Annotated in this window: 14 protein-coding genes and 2 pseudogenes; 7 read left to right on the forward strand and 9 right to left on the reverse strand. The window is 68.0% G+C overall.

Translation table 11 applies throughout. The features are described 5' to 3' along the window. The first annotated feature begins 27 nt into the window (after positions 1–27). Positions 28–1,056 (forward strand): alpha/beta hydrolase, encoded by a 1,029-nt coding sequence (locus ACFYP5_RS34485; RefSeq protein ID WP_389043130.1) that lies wholly within the window; start codon positions 28–30, stop codon positions 1,054–1,056. Positions 1,057–1,282: 226 nt separating this feature from the next. On the opposite strand, the gene ACFYP5_RS34490 is transcribed toward ACFYP5_RS34485, so the two are convergent. Further along, positions 1,283–1,954: a hypothetical protein gene (locus tag ACFYP5_RS34490; RefSeq protein WP_389043132.1), complete on the reverse strand. Its 672-nt coding sequence runs from the start codon at positions 1,952–1,954 to the stop codon at positions 1,283–1,285. 593 nt (positions 1,955–2,547) lie between these two features. Here ACFYP5_RS34490 and ACFYP5_RS34495 point away from each other — a divergent pair. Continuing rightward, positions 2,548–4,032 carry a hypothetical protein gene (locus ACFYP5_RS34495; protein WP_389043133.1) on the forward strand — a complete coding sequence of 495 codons (1,485 nt, stop codon included), beginning with the start codon at positions 2,548–2,550 and terminating at the stop codon, positions 4,030–4,032. A 595-nt stretch (positions 4,033–4,627) separates the two neighbouring features. On the opposite strand, the gene ACFYP5_RS34500 is transcribed toward ACFYP5_RS34495, so the two are convergent. Then, complete coding sequence (locus tag ACFYP5_RS34500) at positions 4,628–5,617, reverse strand: nitrilase-related carbon-nitrogen hydrolase (RefSeq protein ID WP_389043135.1); 990 nt, start codon at positions 5,615–5,617, stop codon at positions 4,628–4,630. 1,378 nt (positions 5,618–6,995) lie between these two features. On the opposite strand from ACFYP5_RS34500, the gene ACFYP5_RS34505 reads away from it, so the two are divergent. Together ACFYP5_RS34505 and ACFYP5_RS34510 are read left to right on the forward strand one after the other, a co-directional pair. Next, positions 6,996–7,469, forward strand: a complete 474-nt coding sequence (locus ACFYP5_RS34505) for a VOC family protein (RefSeq protein WP_389043137.1) — start codon at positions 6,996–6,998, stop codon at positions 7,467–7,469. 194 nt (positions 7,470–7,663) lie between these two features. Then, positions 7,664–8,788 (forward strand): alpha/beta fold hydrolase, encoded by a 1,125-nt coding sequence (locus ACFYP5_RS34510; protein WP_389043139.1) that lies wholly within the window; start codon positions 7,664–7,666, stop codon positions 8,786–8,788. A gap of 248 nt (positions 8,789–9,036) precedes the next feature. Here ACFYP5_RS34510 and ACFYP5_RS34515 read toward each other — a convergent pair whose 3' ends face one another. Beyond that, positions 9,037–9,768, reverse strand: coding sequence for a MerR family transcriptional regulator (locus tag ACFYP5_RS34515; RefSeq protein WP_389043140.1), 732 nt, complete (start codon positions 9,766–9,768; stop codon positions 9,037–9,039). A 54-nt stretch (positions 9,769–9,822) separates the two neighbouring features. On the opposite strand from ACFYP5_RS34515, the gene ACFYP5_RS34520 reads away from it, so the two are divergent. Continuing rightward, entirely contained in the window at positions 9,823–10,104 is a 282-nt protein-coding gene (locus tag ACFYP5_RS34520; RefSeq protein ID WP_389043141.1) for a hypothetical protein, read from the forward strand. Between the two features lie 15 nt (positions 10,105–10,119). Beyond that, a pseudogene (locus tag ACFYP5_RS34525) lies at positions 10,120–10,260 on the forward strand (transposase); the annotation flags it as partial. A 135-nt stretch (positions 10,261–10,395) separates the two neighbouring features. On the opposite strand, the gene ACFYP5_RS34530 reads toward ACFYP5_RS34525, so the two are convergent. Continuing rightward, positions 10,396–11,139, reverse strand: a complete 744-nt coding sequence (locus ACFYP5_RS34530; RefSeq protein ID WP_389043142.1) for a phosphotransferase family protein — start codon at positions 11,137–11,139, stop codon at positions 10,396–10,398. 188 nt (positions 11,140–11,327) lie between these two features. Here ACFYP5_RS34530 and ACFYP5_RS34535 point away from each other — a divergent pair. Then, positions 11,328–11,450: pseudogene (locus tag ACFYP5_RS34535) on the forward strand (IS5/IS1182 family transposase); the annotation flags it as partial. Positions 11,451–11,924: 474 nt separating this feature from the next. Here ACFYP5_RS34535 and ACFYP5_RS34540 read toward each other — a convergent pair. The 5 genes from ACFYP5_RS34540 to ACFYP5_RS34560 all read right to left on the reverse strand — a co-directional run bounded on the left by ACFYP5_RS34540 (position 11,925) and on the right by ACFYP5_RS34560 (position 16,987). Then, positions 11,925–12,647: a dienelactone hydrolase family protein gene (locus ACFYP5_RS34540; protein WP_389043144.1), complete on the reverse strand. Its 723-nt coding sequence runs from the start codon at positions 12,645–12,647 to the stop codon at positions 11,925–11,927. Positions 12,648–13,227: 580 nt separating this feature from the next. Continuing rightward, positions 13,228–13,644 carry a hypothetical protein gene (locus ACFYP5_RS34545; protein WP_389043146.1) on the reverse strand — a complete coding sequence of 139 codons (417 nt, stop codon included), beginning with the start codon at positions 13,642–13,644 and terminating at the stop codon, positions 13,228–13,230. Between the two features lie 551 nt (positions 13,645–14,195). Then, a complete protein-coding gene (locus ACFYP5_RS34550) occupies positions 14,196–14,648 on the reverse strand; it encodes a MarR family winged helix-turn-helix transcriptional regulator (protein ID WP_389043148.1) in 453 nt (150 codons plus the stop codon). Positions 14,649–14,987: 339 nt separating this feature from the next. Then, a complete protein-coding gene (locus ACFYP5_RS34555) occupies positions 14,988–15,593 on the reverse strand; it encodes a TetR/AcrR family transcriptional regulator (RefSeq protein ID WP_389043149.1) in 606 nt (201 codons plus the stop codon). 32 nt (positions 15,594–15,625) lie between these two features. Beyond that, entirely contained in the window at positions 15,626–16,987 is a 1,362-nt protein-coding gene (locus ACFYP5_RS34560; RefSeq protein ID WP_389043151.1) for an MFS transporter, read from the reverse strand. Positions 16,988–17,287 lie beyond the last annotated feature (300 nt).

Raw genomic sequence — 17,287 nt, forward strand, 5'->3', positions numbered from 1 at the left:
TTTGAAATCGTAGTACTGTCCCGGGGCATGTCGACCTTCACGCTCGCCGGCCGCCTCGACGAACACGTCATCGACAGCGCGCTGCTCCGCGGCAATCCCCTCAACGACCCGGCGCAACGACCGCTGTGGGTCTACACCCCGCCCGGCTACGACGATGCACCCGAACGCCGCTACCCCGTCACGTATCTGCTACTCGGCTACGCAGGAACGCTCCCGGTCTGGCGCAACCGCACGCCCTTCCGGAAGCCGGTCCCCGAGCTCGCCGACGAGATCTTCGCCCGCGGGGAGGCGCCGGGGATGCTGCTGGTATTCGTGGACGCCTGGACCGCCTACGGCGGCAGCCAGTTCATCGACTCCCCCGGCACCGGCCGCTACCACTCCTACCTGTGCGAGGAGGTCGTGCCGTACGTCGACGCCCGGTATCGCACGCTCCCCGCGCGCGACCACCGAGCCATCGCAGGCAAGTCCAGCGGCGGGCTCGGCGCCGCGGTCACCTCGATGCTCCGCCCGGATCTGTTCGGCGCCTTCGCCACCCACTCCGGCGACTCGCTGTCCGAGGCCCAGTACCACCCGCATTTCCTCACCGCGGCCCGCCAACTGCGGCCCTACGGCGGCGACATCTTCCGCTGGTGGGACGATTTCCGCTCACGGGTCGCCTTCACCAAGGAGGAGGACCTGAACCTGCTGGAGATCCTCGGCGTCTCCGCCTGCTATTCCCCGGGCCCCGACGGCTCCCCCACCCTCCCCTTCGACCCCCGCACCGGGGCCCTGCGCGAGAACGAGTGGCAGCGCTGGCTGGCCTGGGATCCGGTACGGATGGCTACCACGCACGCCGACGCCCTCCGCTCCCAGCGCGGCATCTGGATCGACGCCGGCACCCGCGACGAGTGGTTCCTCGACCTGGGCGCACTGGCCTTCCGCGATGCGCTCACCGAAGTCGGAGTGGCCGACGACATCGTGCATTTCGAGCTGTTCGAGGGTGGCCACCACGCCGTCGAGTACCGGATGCCGCCTGCCCTTGCCTGGTTGGCGCACCGCATCGCCGACCGGCCTTGACGTCCCGGGTCGGATCAAACCCCACGAACGAAGCGCATACCGCCGCTCGGAGCACACCCTGACGAGAATCCGCCAGAACGAACGAGAATGAGTGCAATCGACAGCTTCAATGCGACAGGACAGCCGGGAGCGCCCTGCACGCCGGCTGTGGCACTCAAAGGGCCGACTGAGCTGCTCAGGTGCCATCTGGTAATGCCTTAAAACCCTGTCGTGACCTGGAGGATGCTCACTTCGCGGCTGGTGCGCTCACCGATACGGCGCTCTTGAAAGCGGTGAGTGTGAGCGTGTTTTGAATGTGGGGGTCGGACGCGAAGTGGATGTCCTGGCGTACTCGTACGATTCGGCCCTCCTTGTCGATCCATACGTCGGCGTCGATCGCGGTGGCGGGGCGCAGGTTGCGACCGACGGTCCTGTCGACCGATTCGATGTCTTTCGGGGCAAGGCGGGCCGACACACGGACGGGTTCGCTCCCCCGGTGCACGGAGCCACCGTGGCCGAGTATGAGGTGCACGTATTCCGGAAGCCGGTCCGTGGGGATGCCGCCCTCGGCCGCCGAGGCAGGGAACTCCTGCCACACACCGTGGGAGCCGCTTGCACGCCGGTACACCTTCTGCTGGGTGATCACGACGTCTTCGGTGTACTGCTCGGTCTTGTCCGTCGTGCGCCCCGTCAAGGGCGCGTTGAGGTTGATCCGTCCGACCATGAGTTGCAGTCGTCTGGGGCCGGACTGCGTGACGGCTCTGATTGCGGCCGAGTAGGGGGTGTCGTCGGCTGCGGCCAGCCGGTCCAGAACCACCTGCTGGCCGGTTTTCGGTCGCGTGGGTGAGCCCGAGGCGCAGGCCGAAAGCATCAGTCCCGAGAGCGCCAGAATCAAGGTGGCCGTCCGGTGGTGAATCAAGGGTGGATCCTCTGAGTACCAGGCCCGCAGGGAGAGTGCCCCAGGCCGCAGGGTGGATGGTGGACTCATCCTTCCCTGCCGCGGGGAGCAGGTGACGTACGGGGGAGGTCGTGTGATCGAGCGTGCGCTGGACGGTTACGGAATCGCATCCTCTGCCCGTACAACCCCTTTTTACCGACACCGGCACCGGGATTGCCGGGGCCGAGTCGGACGCCTGCCGACCCATGGCCCGTCTACGTCTGGACGGTTGCCCGACGGCCACGGGACGGTCGAGCTGGGTGAACGGGGCGCAGCCCCATTCGTAGCACGGCGTTTTCGTGGCGCAGGACGGCGAAGTTCAGCGTCTTCCGCTGAGTTTCGTCGTAACAGCTCTGCTGGGACGGAGAGAAGACGGCGGGTCACCTGGTACGGGAGCGACACGGTCACCCGAGCATGGTCACAGACCCGCACCGGCAGTTGCCTTTCGGCCAAGCGATGAATGACCGAGCCCCACAGCACAACTCCACTGCGAACACTATGACCGCAATAGCCAAGAGCGTAGCTATCCAACCGCCCCGTCCTTAGCATCCTCCGCGCGACGCCCTCCGCGTCGCATGAGGATCAGGAGCCGCGCCTTGGACAGCTTGAAACCCCTCGCCCCCCGTCCCCGACGACTGCGCTCCAGCACGAGGCGCCGCGTCGTGCTGGCAGCGTGCCTTACCGGCGCTGTCGTCGGCAGCCTCACAGCGGTGCCGACCGCTCATGCCGGTCAAGGTCGCCCCGCATCAGCCGTATGCCCGGCGAACCTGACTGATGCGGCCACGTGCTACACCGGCCAGGACACCGATGGCGCGTACTACGCCATTGCCGTGCCCAGGAGATGGAACGGTTCGCTCGTCGTGCATGCCCACGGCGGCCCCGACCTCGGTGACAGCTCGGACCCCGAGCGCAGTATCGGCGACCTGGACCGCTGGTCGGTGATGGTGAAGGAGGGTTATGCCTGGGCCGGCTCGTCGTATCGTCGCGGCGGCTTCGGTACCCGGATGGCCGCCGAGGACACCGATGACGTTCGCCGCCTGTTCGTGAAGGAGTTCGGCAAACCGAAGCGGACCTATGTGCACGGCCAGTCCTGGGGTGGGGACGTCGCCGCCAAGGTGGTCGAGACATATGGCTCAAAGCACGGCCCGTACGACGGCGCCCTGCTGACCAACGGTGTCCTGGCGGGTGCCTCGCGCGGCTACGACTACCGCGTCGACCTGCGAGTGGTCTACCAGTACTACTGTCACAACCACCCCCGGCCGACCGAACCGCAATACCCTCTGTGGGAAGGTCTGCGCGCCACATCGACGATGACAACTACCGGCTTGCGCGCCCGACTGCAGGAGTGCACCGGCTACTCATCGCCCCCGAAGGAGCGGACCGCACTGCAGCAGCGCAACCTCGATGACATCTTGGCCGTCACGAAGATCCCGGAGCGGACCCTTGAGTCGCATCTGCGCTTCGCGACATTCACCTTCCGCGACATCGTGCACAACCGCCTCGGCGGCCGCAATCCGTTCAACAACGAGGGTGTGCGGTACTCCGGTTCACACGATGACAAGGCGCTCAACGCCGGCGTCGAGCGGTTCACGGCCGACTCGACTGCCGTGCGTGATCTGTCCTACGACAGCGACCTCACCGGCAAGGTGTCGATACCCGTCCTGACGATGCACGCGATCGACGACCCTACGGCGTTCGTGCCGCACGAGGCGGCCTACCGCGCCACCCTCGAAGGCGCGCACCGAAGCCGGTACCTGGTGCAGACGTTCACCGAGGAGAGCGAGCACAGTGAACTGAGCAACGCCGAATACGCCAACTCGATCACAGCACTCGACAAGTGGGTGCGTACCGGCAAGAAGCCCACCACGCAGACCATCGCAGCCTCTTGCCCGGCGTTCGACGACGTCTACAGCACCGGCTGCTTCTATGATCCCGACTTCCACCCGGCCGCCTATGCCTCACGGGTCAACCCCCGTCCCGGCGGCCTGAAGTGGCCTGCGATGTCTGCCGCCCAGGAGAAGTCCTGGAATCGAATCGACGGTGTCGGCATCGCCCCCTGAGGGCATCCCTGGGCGCTGCTGAGGTGCAGGCGCTTCGCATCCAGGAAGAGATCCGCACGAGGCTCCCCGCCCGGTCCGGTCGAACGACCGGACCGGCGGGGTCTGTGCCGCAGCGCTGACAGCAAGAGGCTGCATCGCCGAACCGCGGGGCGGCTGGGTCTGCTTCCCGAGTGCAGCAGTCGACGTTGCGTCGTCGCCGAAGGCGCCCACCGCCCGAATACCCTGGTCTGCAGGCTTGTCAGCCCCCTGGGCATCGTTAGCCTCGTCATCCGGTACCTGCGCGCTCGGTCCACCAGCGGCCGGCATGGCAACCTCATCCGGCATAATCGACAACGGCGGCGTGGGGGCCTCGTGCGCGGTGGAGACGGTGACCTCCGCCCGGTCCTCGCAAGCGAGTTGGACCACTGCCGTAGATCGCGTCGGTGCCGTGAACGTCGGCGAGCGGCTGCAGATCGCGTCCGACCGGGTCATGCGGGGCATAGTCCTGCAGAGCGCCCCACGAGGTGAAAAGCACCAGCCCCGGGTACCAGGAGGGCGGAGCCGTCACAGTCACTGCCCGCATGTTGCCGCGCCGCCCGGCCTCCCTGAAACCAGCCTATTGGGCCTCGAGGGACCGGCCGTCCTCAACCGCCCGGGTGGTCTGGACCGGCAGGTGGAAGCCGCGCTCGTGAAGATTGGCCGTCGGCGTGCGTTCGATCTGCAGGCTGAGCAGTTCCGGGCGGCTGTAGTGGCCTCGCGCATCCATCAGGCGCTTACGCAGGTCGATCTGTGCGAAGTCCAGGTCGGCGATCACTTCGCCTTCCCCGGACGTGAGCGGCTCGCCGATGATGCGGCCCTCGGGATCGACGATGGCGGTGAAGAAGCCGCCGGACAGCGCGCCGACGGGGCCGCCCGTGTCCTTGGCGATCTGCGCCTGCTGATCGGCATCGAGCCAGGCGGTGGCGTTGACCACGAAGCAGGCCGACTCCAGCGCATGCTGGCGGATGCTGACCTCCATCTGCTCGGCGAACAGCGGGCCGCCGAAAGCGCCGGGATACATCGCGGCATGGATCTGCTCGCCGTCGGCGATCAGGGCATAGCGCGCCAGCGGCAGGTAGTGCTCCCAGCATGCGAGCTGGCCGATGCGGCCGACGGCGCTGTCCACCGCACGCAGGCCCGAACCGTCACCCTGGCCCCAGACCATCCGCTCGTGATAGGTCGGCGTGATCTTGCGGCGGCGCTGGATCAGCGTGCCGTCCGCATCGAACAACAGCTGCGTGTTGTAGATGGTGCCGCCGTCACGCTCGTTGACACCGATCGAGACGACCATGTGAGCTTCCCGGGCGGCTTCGGCGATCGCGTCGGTCTCGGCGGATGGCACGGTGACCGCCTGCTCGAGCAGGCGCAAGTGCTCTTTGGCCATGGTGTAGGGCGGCTGAACGAAGGAGAAGTAGGGGTAGTAAGGAACAACGGTCTCGGGGAAGACCGCGAACTCGACACCCCGTTCCCCCAGTTCGAGGATCTTCACAACGACCTTCTCGACCGTCCCTGCCCGGCTGTAGAGCACGGGACTGATCTGGACTGCGGCAGCTTTTACAACGGTCATGGTGTATCTCCTTCAAAAATGCCTGGTTGATCGGACCTGTGGTGCTGTGCCGGTCCGAAGGCGGGCACGAAGCGGATGGAAAGCCGGGAGCGTCCGGCGGGAAACAAAGGCCCGGCGGGATGCGGGGCAGAGCGCCAGAGACCGGAGGGTGGCAGGAGTGGCGAACGCCTGCGGGGAAAGCCCCACGCATATACGAGCATATGCTCCTATCCGTTTCGAGGCAAGGTCGGACCCCCACGCGCCACCACTGATGGTCACCGTCTGAGTGCGGATGGTGGTCGAACCCGGGGCCGAGACGGAGCAGTGGAGCGCGCCTGCGGCACCTGATTGAGCAGGGAGTCGCCTGTGCGCACTCCGTGCAGGACGATCCTGGGTGCCGCCGACCGGCGCAGTTCGCGTGCACGGGCCGCGGCGCCCTCCGTGACGCGTGTGCCCTACGAGCCCATGACATCGCCAAGCGGCCATGCGTGCATGGCCTGGGCGTGGGCGCTTACGAAGTGATCCGGCAACCGGCGGGGCCCGCGGGGTGCGTGTTGACGAATTGCAGGACGGCGCCAGCCTCGGCGGGCTGCGCCTGGTCTCGCACGAGGGCATCGGCCTTGGCCGACGGAAGACCGAACCATCCGTCGTTAGACCTGAAACCGTTACGGTGGCAATTCTCTCCCCTGAGGCAGGCACCTCCGACCCAGCCGTGGAGCGGAACCCGTAGATGTTGGCCGGGGGACCGGCGGCGCCGCGCCGTCGCATGCGGCACCACCATGCGAATCCCCTGTGCGGCCACCCGCCCGTCGCGGTGATCGGGAGCGACAAAGGGGGGCCCGACGTGGCTCGGTCGTCACGGATGGCGCGCACCGTGCCAGGTGGCACCGGTCGGGCCCCCGCCGGTCTTCCGAGGGGGTCGGTACGGACCCGCAGGGTAGCCCCGTGCTTCTTGTGCCTGCCGGGGTCTTCCCCGTTGCCCGGTGCGCTGCTGCCGCAGCTCCTTTTCGAGTCAGCACGAAGAGGCATTGCATGTTGCGAGCTAACCACTTATGGTCGTAACCACGAAGTACGCACCACACCGTACGGAGGAGCCTCGGCGAATCCCGCTCGAGCCGTTCTCCCGCACTACGTGGGCACTTCTTACGGTGGCGGTCGCCGACGACCCGCCACTTGGGCCCTCCGGACGCGCGACTCAAGGGCCTCGACGACCGGACCGAGCCTGCTGGGGAGTCGATCCGTGAACTCTCGTCACGGCTCCCCTCGAATCCGAATGATCAGCATCGTCCGGATTGCATCACCGAGCCGATGGCGGAAGGACGCCCCCGCGCCTCGGACACCCACAGAACCGGTGACTCGCGAATGCGATTCACCCACTTCAAGAAAGAAAGTCCGTCACATGGATTTGAAGCTCGAACTCATCGTGCTGCCCGTCTCCGACGTCGATCGGGCCAAGGCCTTCTACGAGGCGGCCGGATTCCGCCTGGACCTCGACAAGGCCGCCGGCGGGAGCTGGCGCGCGGTGCACCTCACGCCGCCCGGCTCCCAGTCCTCGATCATCTTCGGCACAGGGATCACCTCCGCCGCACCCGGCTCGACCCAGGGTCTGTACCTCGTCGTCTCCGACATCGAGGAGGCCCGCGCGGAGCTCGTCGGTCGCGGCGTCGAGGTGAGCGAGGTCTTCCACGACGCTGCAGGGTTGGTCTACCACGGCCACGCGGCCGGAGAGGTCACCCACCGGATCGAGGGCCAGGAGCGGCTTGCCGGCCTGCACCCCGACCGCGCCTCCTACGGCTCCTTCGCCACCTTCAGCGACCCGGACGGCAACGGCTGGGTGCTGCAGGAGATCACACAGCGGTTCCCCGGCCGCTGACGTCTCGCCGGTCACCCGCGCGACGGGCGATGACCTGCCCGTATGACGGCCGACCCCCTTCACCCTCCTGGACGCGACCCCGGCGGACCAACAGTCGGATCCCGATGCAGGTCACAAATACGAGCATATGCTCGTGAATTTCGAGGTCCTGGCCACGCCCGGACGCTCGAGCAACATCGCGAAAGGAAATTCTCATGACCATGTCTCCCATGGAGCCGCCTTCGCAGCAGGGCCCCCTATCGGAGCCGGCGTCACACCGTGCCCGGCGAGGGTTGTCCCGACGCGTCTTCGTCGGCGGTGCGGCTGCGTCTGCTGCTGCGGCTGCCGGCGTCTCGCTGGTCGGCGCGTCGGCGCTGCCTGCCGTCGCCGCCCCCGTGCGCAGGCCGAGAGGTTTCGGTTCGGTCTCCACGGCTCCAGGCCTCCCGGCCGGGTTCGCCAGGACGTTCACCAGCCAGTTCATCCACGCCGGCGGACTGCGCCAGCACGCAGTCATCGGAGGCGACGGACCGCCGCTGCTGCTGCTGATCCACGGCTGGCCCCAGAACTGGTACGCCTGGCGCCTGCTGATGCCCGAACTCGCCCGCAAATACACCGTCATCGCCGTCGACCAACGCGGCATCGGCCTGACCGACAAACCCCATCACGGCTACGACACCCGCACCCTCGCCAACGACCTCATCGCACTCATGGACACACTCGGCCACCAACAGTTCGCCGTAGCCGGCCACGACACCGGAATGCCGATCGGTTACGCGCTGGCCGCAGACCACCCGGACCGGATCGAACGCCTGGCCGTCGCCGAGGCCATCGTCCCTGGCGTCACTCCCTCACCGGTGCTGTTCGGCTCCGCCACGGCCAACGACATGCTGTGGCACTTCCCCTTCAACCGGGTCGACGATGTGAACGAACAGCTCGTCAGAGGACGCGAAGACATCTATTTCGGCTGGCAGTTCGCTACCAAGGCCGCGAGGAAACTGCCCGACGACGCCGTCGGGTACTACGTCGACACGCTCGCCACCCACCGCGACGCACTACGGGGCAGCTTCGGGTGGTACCGCGCATTCGATGCCACCTTTGCCCAGAACACGGAGCGTGCGAAGACAAGGCTTCCGATGCCGGTCCTGGCGATCGGCGGAGCGGCCAGCGTCGGCGAGGGTGTCGCGAACACGATGAAACTCACTGCGGGCAACGTGCAGTCCCTGGTCATTCCCGCCTGCGGCCACTGGGTCGCCGAGGAGGCTCCCGAGGAGATGCTGGTGGCGCTGACCGCGTTCCTGGCCCCCTACCGCGCTGCTGCCGCGTCCCGCTCGCTTCGCTAAGGGCTGTCCCGTAATCCCTGGTGGATCAGCGCGCGGCGTCAGATGCGGTGCATCGCAAGGCGGAGGGGTGTCCTCCTACTGGACGTATTCGGGCGTTCCGACAACGCAGCGAGGTGCCGTAACTGTCCTCGGGCGCCCGCCAGGGATATCGGGACAGCCCTGAGTGGCGCATCAGGCAATGGTTGCCTTGCAGTTCACGGCGCGCTGAATGACTTCCGCACACAGCCGGCTCTGTGCGTAGCGCCGAGTCATACGTCCAGTTCTGCGCGCAGGAGTACGTCGAGTCGCCGCCATGCCGGCGACGAGGCGTTCACCGTGCCCTGGATGAGGGCGGGGATCTCGGAGGCGGCATCCAGCGCGGGCGGCTCACCGGGTCCGTAGCGTTCTCTTGTCGCCTCGATGATCCGACGGGCGAGATCATCGATGCGGGGATCGTCGGCGTCGAGGTCGTGCGCGCGGTCGTACTCGAGGAAGAGCATCCGCAGCGCGGGGTCCGCCAGGGTCTCGGCCTGGTCATGGAACAGTGTGATCGCTTGGTCTGGGTAGGTGGCAAACACAAGGATCCACAGGTCGCGTTGCAGATCCACCCATCGAGGAGTGAACCCCCAGCGGACCAGGTGCTCCAGATGGATGCCGATCTCGGTGGGCAGTGGTGCCAGATGCCCGGCGGCGAGCCGGCGCAGGCGCCCTTGCGTCGCTCGCAAGCCGTGGATACGGGCGGTGAGTTCGTCGTCGATCTCACCCAGCGCCTGCTGGAACTCTTCGTCGGTCGCCGATCTCAGCTCCCGGATGCGGGCCAGGGGAACGCCGGCTTCGGCCAGGGTACGGATCTTGATCAGGTCGATGGCGTCGTTCGCGCCGTACCGCCGGTAGCCGGACGCATCGCGGTCGGGATCGGGGAGCAGCCCCTTGTCGTGATAGACGCGAATGGTCTTGGTCGATACTCCGACGTACCTGGCCAGCTGTCCGATGGTGATCACCCGACCATTTTCCCACTTGACCTTTCCCCTGGGGCAGGGTTGCACCATGGCGTCATGGCGAACACGAACATCGATCGGGAAACCCTGCGCGAGCTGGCCGATGAGGGCAACGCGACCGCTCTGGACCGGCTGGCCGACCTCGCCGACGCATCTGCCGAGGTCGGGGAGCTGAGCGAACTGTTGGACGAGGGATCCATGCGAGCGGGATTTCTGCTCGCTCGACGTGCGGTCGCGACCGCCGACCTGCGCGAGTTGCAACGGATCTCCGACGCCGGGTACGAGGACGCCGGAAAGGAGCTGGACCGACTGTTGGGGGCATCAGGCGACGAACACTGACGAATCCCTAAAACGCGACGTCCAGGTCGTAAGCGTCTGGATAGCCGCAAGGTGCTGTGCGGGATCCTGTTCGTTCTCTACACCGGGATCCGCTGGGAGTTTCTGCCCAAGGAGCTGGGCGTCGGCCCGGGGATGACCTGCTGGCGACGGCTGAGTCACCCTCGGCTGCGCCGTCATCTGCCGGCGACGTCTGCGCCGCACCTTCTCGGGAGTAAGGGCAGGTGACGCACCCCAGGAGATGGCCTGCTCGATGCGTCAGAACACACTCGCAGCAGTAGGGCCCGCGCAGCCTCACATCCGGGATCTCAGCACGTCGACCTCACAGCCCGGCGCGAACGGGTCGAAGCCGTGCTCGACCAGCCAGCGAACCGCCAGCAGGCTTCGCAACGACCACCACGCGCGGATCACGTCGAGGTCGACGTCGGTGCCGTAGCCGGCGACGACGTCACCGAGGCGCTCCTCGTGCCCAAGGGTCAAGGTGGCGAGGTCGAACAGGGCATCACCCCGGCCCGCCTCGGACCAGTCGATGATGCCGGTGATCTCGTCACCGTCGACGAACACGTGAGTGATCTGCAGGTCGCCGTGCGTGAACATCGGAGTCCACGGCCGGAGCGCGGCCTCGGCGACCTGGCGGTTGCGGGTGACCAGGTCGGCGGGCAGGACGCCGTTCGTCACGAGCCACTCGCACTCGCCGTCGAGATCCTCCGCCAACTCGTCGAGGCCCCTTCCCCGGCCGGGGAAGGGCGGCAACGGCGCGTCGTGCAACTTCCGGATGGCGGCACCCGCCGCGGCCCACGCCGCCGACGACGCGGTCGACGGCTCGCCGAGGCGGCCGAGCGCCGTCCCCGGGACCGCGGCGATCGCAAGCACGGGGGGCTTGCGCCACAGGACCTCCGGGGTCGGGACCGGCACCAGGGCCATCGCCTCGACCTCCACGTCGATGCGCGCCTGATCGGCGTCCACCTTCAGGAATACGTCGCCGACGCGCAGGGTCGCGCGCTCGGAATGGGCGACGACGACTTTGACCTCATCCATGGGCGACCAGTATCCCGGGGATGACCGTCTGCGTCGCCGGGTTTATCCCGTGGGATTGCGCGGCTGACCGCGTCCCCTTGCCCGGCGGCCTCGTGCACGACACCGACCGCTGGCCAGGTCCAGCCCACCGCTTTTGTCAGGATTCCTGAGACGGTGTCCTACGGGGGTGAGGCGTCGATGGCCTCGGTGTGGGGCGGGGTACGTGGAGTTGGATAGTTCCGGACGGGTTGTAAATAATCGCGGAGCGGCTGATCCCGCCGTCGAGGGTACGGCCGCAGGGCGTTGGGACGCAGGACGTGCCTGATGAGACGGCCCTCAGCCCTTAGGAACGGCTTCTCCGACTTGCCACATAGGACACGGTTCAAAGACCAAGGCCCAGTTCTTCGTCATCGCGTACGAGCCACCACTGAGGTCCTGTTCACCGAGGTCAGCCGGATAGCCGAGGCCACCGGGCCCAGCGACGCCCCCGCGGGATGCTGAACGCCGCGGTGCGTACCTGCTGCTGGCCACCGGCCCCGGCCCGGGCGCTGGTGGTCGGGTCGCTCGCCTGCCCGGCGATCCGCAAGGTATGGGGCGAGTGCCGCACGGCATGGGCCCAGCTGACGGAGGCGCGGTGGCCGAGCGCCGCCCCGACCGGCCGGTACCGCCGATGGCCGGTGCCGCCGCGATCGGGGCGGTTGTGCATCTGCAGGCCACCGCCATCGAGGAGGGCCGGGACCTGTCCTCGATGAGCGGCATCCTGGTGGCCGGCACCGCCTACTGTCTGTTGCCGCCCTGGCCCGGCCTCACTTCAGGTGCCGGCCGAAGAACCGGTCCCCGTCCTCCACCTCGAACCACGGGGTGCCGGTGTGCCCGCCCAGATTGGCGTGCAACGTCTTCTCCTTACTGCCGAAGCCGTCGAACAGGTCCAGGGCGCGCTGCCGGGGGTTCCCTTCGTCGTCCCACTGCAGCAGGAACAGCAGCGGAATGGTGACCTGCCGGGCCTCCTCGCGCTGGGCGAGGGGCACGTAGCCCCCGGCGAAGAAACCGGCAGCCGCGATGCGCGGCTCGACCGCCGCAAGGCGGATACCGAGGGCGGTCCACCCCGAATACCCGACCGGGCCGCCGATCTCGGGCAGCGCAAGGAGGGCTTCCAGGGTGATCTGCCATTCCGGGGCCGCCTGTTCGACCAGCGGGCCGATGAAGGACTCGAAGATCTCGTCGACCGGCTCGCCGGCCTGCATCGCCCGGCGCAACTCGGCGCGGGCCCGCTCGTCGGCGGCGGAACGGGGCCGGTTACCGCATCCGGCGGCGTCGATGGTGGCCACCGCGTAGCCGCTCGCCGCGGTGTGCCGGGCCCGGGCCACCAGCCGGGGTTGCGCCTTGGGCAGGCCGTTGTTGTGGGCCATCAGGATCAGCGGGGCCGGTGCGGCGGATCCAGGCGTCCACAGGGTGCCGGGGATCTCGCCGAGGGTGAATTCGCGCTCGAGGACGCCGTCGTCGAGACGCTGCTCAGAAGTGAAGTACATGGTCGTGCCTTTCGGGAGGGCTCTTGAACGGCGCTCCCGGACGAACTATCGCCCGACCGTGACCCCGGAGGGGAGCACCCATGATGTCGATACTGCGTTCACGGGTACCACCTCCTCGTTCTCTCGCACGGCCTCCGGAAAGGTAGCAGTGGCCGCCGTGGTTGGCCAACGGGTTTTTGCGGAGGCACGGCGAGCCCCAAGTCATCTTCTGCATAGACAAATTCAGCCGGCCCTGACCGGCAGATCCCTTGCATGTGCCCCACACGGCCACCGAACGCTTCGGGATGGGGCCGGTCTCCGGCAAACGCGCTCCTGGAGCAGTCTGATCGGCGACAGGTAGTCGTCAGCGCGGACAACGGGTCGGGGACGCGTCCCCGAAGGGTGTCCCTGGCGCCGACTCAGGGGTGAACCGGCCGGCGGTCGTGGCAGGGCCCGAGCCACCGGCACCGGGGTGGTCAGAAGACCTGGACGAAGCAGCCCACGGCAACGGCGGCCGAGAGCATTGCCAGCGACAATGCCATGGGGGGGTTGGGCATGCGCATGGGAGCTCTCCATTGTCGGGCCGTCGGGCCGATATAGCTCACAGACAGTAGCGAACGAGCCACTCGTCGGAGCTGTAGGTGTTCTCCGCCGGGTCCGCCGACGTCGCTGCCCGTTCTTCAACCATCTCCGTGGGGTGGATTCGCTTCGGCAGCTTGCCGAACCGCTCGCGGCGCACCGTTTCGGCAGGGTCGGGGCTCTCCTGCGCAGATTGCATCGCATCGTCTCCTTGAGAGATCGGTGACGGTTCCTGGTCGGTTGCGGGCCGATGTGGGCCGCCCGGTGCAGCTCTGCCCAGGCGGAAGTCCTTGCGCGCGGCGACGAACGTCTCGACCGTCTGTGCAGGTACGGCCAACCCACGTTCGACGTCGGCCGACGCGCCGTCCAGGGGTACGTCCGCGCAGGACACCGGCCCACGCCACCATCGACGAACAGGAACAGGGTTGCTGGCAACCATCGGTCGATCTCCTTCCGGGTGACTGATGTATCCGGGTGTGATCACACGCTGATGTGGCGTGTGAAGGTGCGGCCCTGAAGCTGCCGCCGGCGCCGGAAGTGACCGGCAGCACCGACCGTCTCCGAGAGTGGGTGGATGCCCGTCACCCCCTTATGAGCATGTGCTCGCATTTGCGGGACGGCAAGGACGGCACCGACCTCCCCTGACACCGAACGCACAGCACAGAAGCCGGGTGCGACCGTGATCCCCTCACTGTGGAGGCCCTGGCCGGTGCAGGGACAGCTCCCCGGCCGGAGCAGGACGCCCGGCACGCCGTGACACCCGAACACGACGTGCCTGCCGCCGCGGTCCACACTCCCCCACACCCCGGCGCGGCTGGTTCGCACCGATCCCGCCGATGCCCTCGGCGAATACCCCGGCCCACGCACTCGGGCCGGGGCACCCGCGCCACGCGGGCCGAAGTCCGCCGCATGCGCAGGGCGTACGGGGACACGCCGACGACGTGCGGGCGCGCGGGCAGACTCGCCGACGGCGTCGAAACAGTCGCGTCCTTACTCGGCCCAGGGATCGAAGCCGGTGTCGAGGACGGCTTTCAGCGATGCGCGCAGTCGGGCCGCGTCGTCGGCTCCGAAACTGTCCTCGAACCGGTCTTGTACGGCTTTCCACAGCGGCAGCGCCGACTTCATCCGGGAGAGGCCGTGCGGCGTGATCGTGACGATTCGCGCCCGGCGGTCGGCCACCGAGGGCTCGACCGCCACCAAGCCCTCCCGCGCAAGCGGCTTGAGGTTCGAGGCCAGCGTCGTACGGTCCATGGCGATCATGTCGGCGAGACTGGTGATCGTCGTTTCTCCGTGAGCACTCAGCTTCTGCAGGATGCTCAACTGAGTCGCACGGAGACCGACCGGAGCCAGGGCCTTGTCGTACGTCGCACCGAGGTACCGAGCCGCCTTGCGCAGAGCCAGGTTGTTGCACGCGTCATCCGGATCCACCGGCGCAGGGGCCATCGTCTCCTCCAAAGCTCCCCGTCCCAGGATAGGAGCATATACTCGCACATGAAAGCCCTGACCGCGCGCATGGCCGCCCCTGCGGCCGGCTCGAGGACGCCGACCCGGAAGTTCCGACCGCCACAGCCTTCCGGCCATCCACCGACGCTCTTCCCGGCCACCGGGGCGCCAACTGCTCGTCCGCCCAGCCGCCCGGCCGCACCCTCCCCCACGGCCAGGTCGGAGGAGCGTCCGACCCTTCGGCGGGCGCCCGCATCGGCGGGTCGACCGAACGGTATACACGTCCCGTCCAAGGCTTCGCCGCATCCGGCCCAACCGCGCCGGCGGACAGTCAGGGATTCAGCTTTCCGGGCCGGTGGTCACGGGCTCGATGAGCGAGGCCGCGTCGAGCAGGACGACGGCAGCGGCGCGGGCGGTACTGGAGGCCGAGGGGTCACGGTCCATCCGCGCGGAGAGTGCGGCACCGTCGTAGAGCAGGTGCAGTTGGCGTGCCAGCCCCTCAGGGTCGGCGTACCCGGCCTCCGTGGCCAATTCGGTGAACAGGCCGCGCACCCATGCCCGGTAGTCGTCAGCCGCGCGGCTGATCGAGCTGTCGTCCGGCGCCTCCGCGGTGGCCCGTACGAACGCGCAGCCGTTGTACTGGGGCGTGGTGAAAGACTCGCCCAGCGCGTCGAAGACACCGAGCAGCCGTTCACGGGGAGTCCTGAAGCGGGTCAGGGTCCGGAGGATCCGGTCCTGGATGCGCGCTTTGCGGGATTCCAGGTAGGCGCAGACCAGGCTTTCCTTGTTCCCGTAGGTGTTGTAGAGGGAGGCCTTGGCAACTCCGGCATGCTCGATGATGCGATCGATGCCGACGGTCTGCACGCCCTCGCGGTAGAAGAGCTCGTTCGCGGCCTCGAGCAGGCGCTCCCGTACAGACGGCTTCGTTGCGGTCCTGGCCACCATGACGATCACCCTTTCAGACAGACCAGTCTATTCTAGCCGACGGTTTGCCGCACGTGTGCGGTCTGCGAGGCGGGTGCAGCCTCGGGGGTGTGGCCGACCTGCATCCGGAGCACAGCCACCGGCTCTGCACGGCGGCCGTTGAGCAACAGCCCGGCCAGCGCCGCGGCCGTCAGCACGATGACGGCGATGCCGTACTCCCGGGCGGTCTGCAGAAGCCCGCCTCCGTGCACGACCAGCACGCCGCCGATCACCGCGGGGACGCCCAGGCCCAGGTAGGACACCACGTACAGCAGGGACAGCACACCGGCCCGCTCATGCGGCTGCGTCTGGGGCATCACCATGCGGATGCCGCCCTGGAATCCGCTGCCGAAGCCGAAGCCGGCGATCGCGCTGCCCGCGAAGAACCCGGTCGCGGCGGCTGCGCCGCCGGTGCCATTGCCGATGGACACCAGGGTGATCGTCACACCGGCAACCAGGGCGCCGGCGGCGAGCAGCATCACTGTGCGTGTCGAGGCCCCGCGCAGCACCAGCACGGCCAGGCCTGCGGAACCGGCGAGCACGAACAGCGGCAGCCCACCCCACACCACGGAGTTGGAGTGCACCAGAGTCCGGATGATGGCCGGGCCCAGCGCGCCGTAGAAGCCGGCCAGTGCCCACACCGCAAACAGTACGGGCGCGGCGATGGCCACCGGGGTGCGGGCGGCCTTGGGCAGCTTGATCTCGGGGGCCATGCTGGCCAGGGCGCCCGGCTTGCGGCTCACCGTCTCGCGCAGAGCGAGCACGCCGAGCGCCTGCAGGACAAATATGCCGAGCAGCACGAAGTAGACGAGGCGGGTGGGCACGGGCAGGTACTGCACGATCAGCCCGGAGACCAGGGCACCGCTAGCAGTGCCCACTGCGGGCGCGAACGAGTTCAGAAAGCCCCCCCTGCGCGGATCGATGTCGAGCATGCCGGCGCCGATCGCGCCGATCGCGGCGCCGGTGCCCACGCCCTGGACGACACGGGCGGCCAGCAGTGCGTCCACCCCGCCGGCTGTGGCGAAGACGACCATTGCCGCGACCTGCCCGGTCAGCGCCACCAGCAGGACCGGCCGACGGCCGACATGGTCGGAGATCTTGCCGAGGACCAGGAGCGAGACCAGCACAGCAAGCGCGTAGACGCCGAAGACGATGGTGGTGGTGATCGGCGACAAGCCCCAGCGCTGCTGGTAGATCGCGTAGAGCGGGGTCGGCGCGCTTGACGCGGCCAGCAGCGACACGACGATCGAGGCGAGCAGGACGAGGGAGGCACCGGGTCCCAGGTCCCGCCTTCGCCGGTGGGCGGCGCGCACACGAGACCGCCGTACGAGGTTGTTCGTGCCGACGGCGTCGCGCGCGGTGGGCGTGAGGCTCATGAGTCACCCTCAGGGATAGACAGGTCTGTCTAGTACAGAAAAGAGATTAGACAGGTCTGTCTGATGCAGTCAAGCGAGGGGCTCATGACTCAGGTCACGCAGCTCTACCGAGCGGTCTGAATGCTTGGTTCACGCAGGTTCGCGGCCGGTCCAGGAACCGGCAGGGTGGACGGGGAGCCACCCCGGTGAACCCCACGGGGCGCACATGACCCACCAGACGCCACGAGGCCGGACGTCGCCACGAGACGCCATGCACACGGAGCGAGGCCAACGACCCCACTGAGCCCGGGCGGCGGGCTA

The sequence above is a fragment of the Streptomyces sp. NPDC005262 genome, assembly GCF_042872425.1.
Lineage (GTDB): Bacteria > Actinomycetota > Actinomycetes > Streptomycetales > Streptomycetaceae > Streptomyces.